The 2,374-nt window shown below is 42.1% G+C and carries 1 protein-coding gene and 1 tRNA gene; one reads left to right on the top strand and one right to left on the bottom strand.

Features of this window, described 5'->3' with window-relative positions; translation table 11 throughout:
* Positions 1 to 118 precede the first annotated feature (118 nt).
* Positions 119 to 195: transfer RNA gene (locus ABFQ95_08460), tRNA-Met, on the bottom strand.
* 394 nt (positions 196 to 589) lie between these two features.
* Here ABFQ95_08460 and ABFQ95_08455 point away from each other — a divergent pair.
* A complete protein-coding gene (locus tag ABFQ95_08455; protein ID MEN8237546.1) occupies positions 590 to 2,086 on the top strand; it encodes an ISNCY family transposase in 1,497 nt (498 codons plus the stop codon).
* The last annotated feature ends 288 nt before the right edge of the window (positions 2,087 to 2,374 follow it).

The following is a 2,374-nucleotide window of genomic DNA, read 5'->3' as shown; positions in this document are numbered from 1 at the left end:
TTCTCACTTTCCAGCACACAAAAAAAAAGAGCCCAAGGCCCTTCAAAAAAAATCTCAAAATCAACTTCTCTTCAGAAGCCTGAAAACAAAAAACCCCATAATGGGGTTCCTTAAAATCTGGTAGCGGGGGCAGGATTTGAACCTACGACCTTCGGGTTATGAGCCCGACGAGCTACCAAGCTGCTCCACCCCGCGACTAATCAATGGAATTATACAGGCTTTTATTACTTTAGCAAATCGTTTATTTAATTTCATGGAAAAACAAACACTCTATAGTCACGCCTGACGCATCAATGCATGGACATTATTTCAATCCGCTCCCGGCGGTTAGGCCGGGAGATACATGTCTTGTGCGATCAAAGGAATAAATAAATTTCTCTGCCTATATAGTGCCTGACCGAGAAACAATATTCACATTAAAATACAACAACTTATGTTATAATATTAGCTTGAAGATTCACCAGTCTCAAATTCAATATCAGACCAATAAAACAATAACTCATTGATATTAAAAGGTCTTGTTTGAATGGCATAAGACTGAAACTAAAATAAAGCCAGCTGGCTCAAAAACTTCGTTGCCAATCAGTCCATGAGAAACATCAGATCACTCCAAATGCAAATCGGACAAACCGATATTGCCGACATTGTCATTGATGTCACATCCCGCGATGATATTCCAATGATCTTGCTCGGTTTACAGCACATTTATACTAACGAAGCCTTGAGAGAGGTCATCTTCAAAATCCTGGAAGAAGTCATTCCGCTCAAACAAGCTGATGACACAGCGGATCTTGTTGCAGTGGATGCAAACAAAGGGCGCCCCGGTATGGATCAATGGTGCATCTTGGTATTGGGTACCTTGCGCTTAGGTTTAGGTGTCGATTATGATCGTATTCAAGAGCTGGCCAACCAGCATAGAACACTTAGGATGATGCTGGGGCACGGACTGTTTACAACCGACAAAGATTATCGCTTACAAACCTTAAAGGACAACTTGACGCTGTTTACGCCCGAGATCATGGCACGCATTAATGTGGAAGTGATTCGTGCAGGCTATCAGTTACTGGATCTGGATATTCACAACTTGATCCGGGGACGTTGTGATTCGTTTGTGCTCAAGACCGATGTGCACTTTCCAACGGATATCAATCTACTCTATGATGCGATTCGGGTACTGATTCGAGACTGTGTTCATTGGAGCAACGACTATGCATTGCCGGAATGGCGGCAACATCGGTATAACCTTCGCCAATTCAAGACACTGTATCGAAAAATTCAAAAACTGCGCCATTCTACTTCCAAGGACGAAAGCAAAAAACGAGCAAAGGAAGAACAAATATGTGAAGCGCACCAGTCCTACATTGATCTGGCACAATTCTACCTAAACCGGGTAGCTCGTACCGTTGAGTTATTAAAAAACACGTATAAGATCCCAGAGACTTTATTGGCTGATCTTTCTATTTTCAGCCACCATGCTGATCGCCAGATTGACCAAATCAAGCGCCGTGTTATTGGGGATGAAAAGATTCCTCATGCTGAAAAAGTCTTCTCCCTTTTCCAGCCACATACGGAATGGATCAGCAAAGGTAAAGCGGGTGTTCCTGTTGAGCTGGGAATACGCCTATGTATTATGGAAGACACGCATGGGTTCATCTTGCATCATCGCGTCATGCAAAAAGAAACCGATGACAAAATAGCTCTTGAGATGGTCACTGCCACACAGGCGAATTTTCCAGGTTTTAATGCCTGTAGTTTTGATAAAGGTTTTCATAGTGTTGAAAACCAGCGACAACTGAAAGAGAAGTTAAAACAGGTCGTGCTACCAAAGAAAGGCAGATTATCCCAAGCGGACAAGGCACGTGAATATGACCAGGAATTCGTACAAGCCAAGAAGAAACATTCGGCCGTTGAGTCAGCCATTAATGCATTACAAGTGCATGGTTTAAACAAATGCCCTGATCACGGGATAGAAGGATTTGAGCGCTACGCAGCTTTAGCCGTGTTGTCTCGCAATATCCAAAGAATGGGTTGCATTATACGGGATAGAGAAAGAAAGTTACTCGAAGAGCAAAAACAAGCCGCTTAAACAAAGGGAGTTAACCTTTCCATATATACTTTGTCAGGATAGATGTGTCCAAAAAATGATTTTTTGCACCCTGTTAACAGAGCGGTGGGTTGCTCTATCAAAGAATGTAGAATTCTGAAGAAACTAGTGCTCAGGTTGAGTTGCTAATTTTGGGGCTTTATTCCAATTTATTCATTTTCGGTCAGACACTAAATATCAGGCTTATTTCTGTTCATTTATTTCTTAGATTGACCAGTGGCCACTGAATATACATTTATAGAAGTGAGTATGGTACAAGGGCTGAAAGCC

The organism is Pseudomonadota bacterium, assembly GCA_039714795.1.
In the GTDB taxonomy this organism is placed as follows: domain Bacteria; phylum Pseudomonadota; class Alphaproteobacteria; order JAGOMX01; family JAGOMX01; genus JBDLIP01.
The sequence above is the reverse complement of the archived record's forward strand: the minus strand, read 5'-3'. Positions and strand labels throughout refer to the sequence as shown.

What these genes read in the sequence shown, in the direction of transcription:
- ABFQ95_08455 (MEN8237546.1), top strand. Translation starts at nt 590, where the DNA reads ATGAGAAACATCAGATCACTCCAAATGCAAATCGGACAAACCGATATT.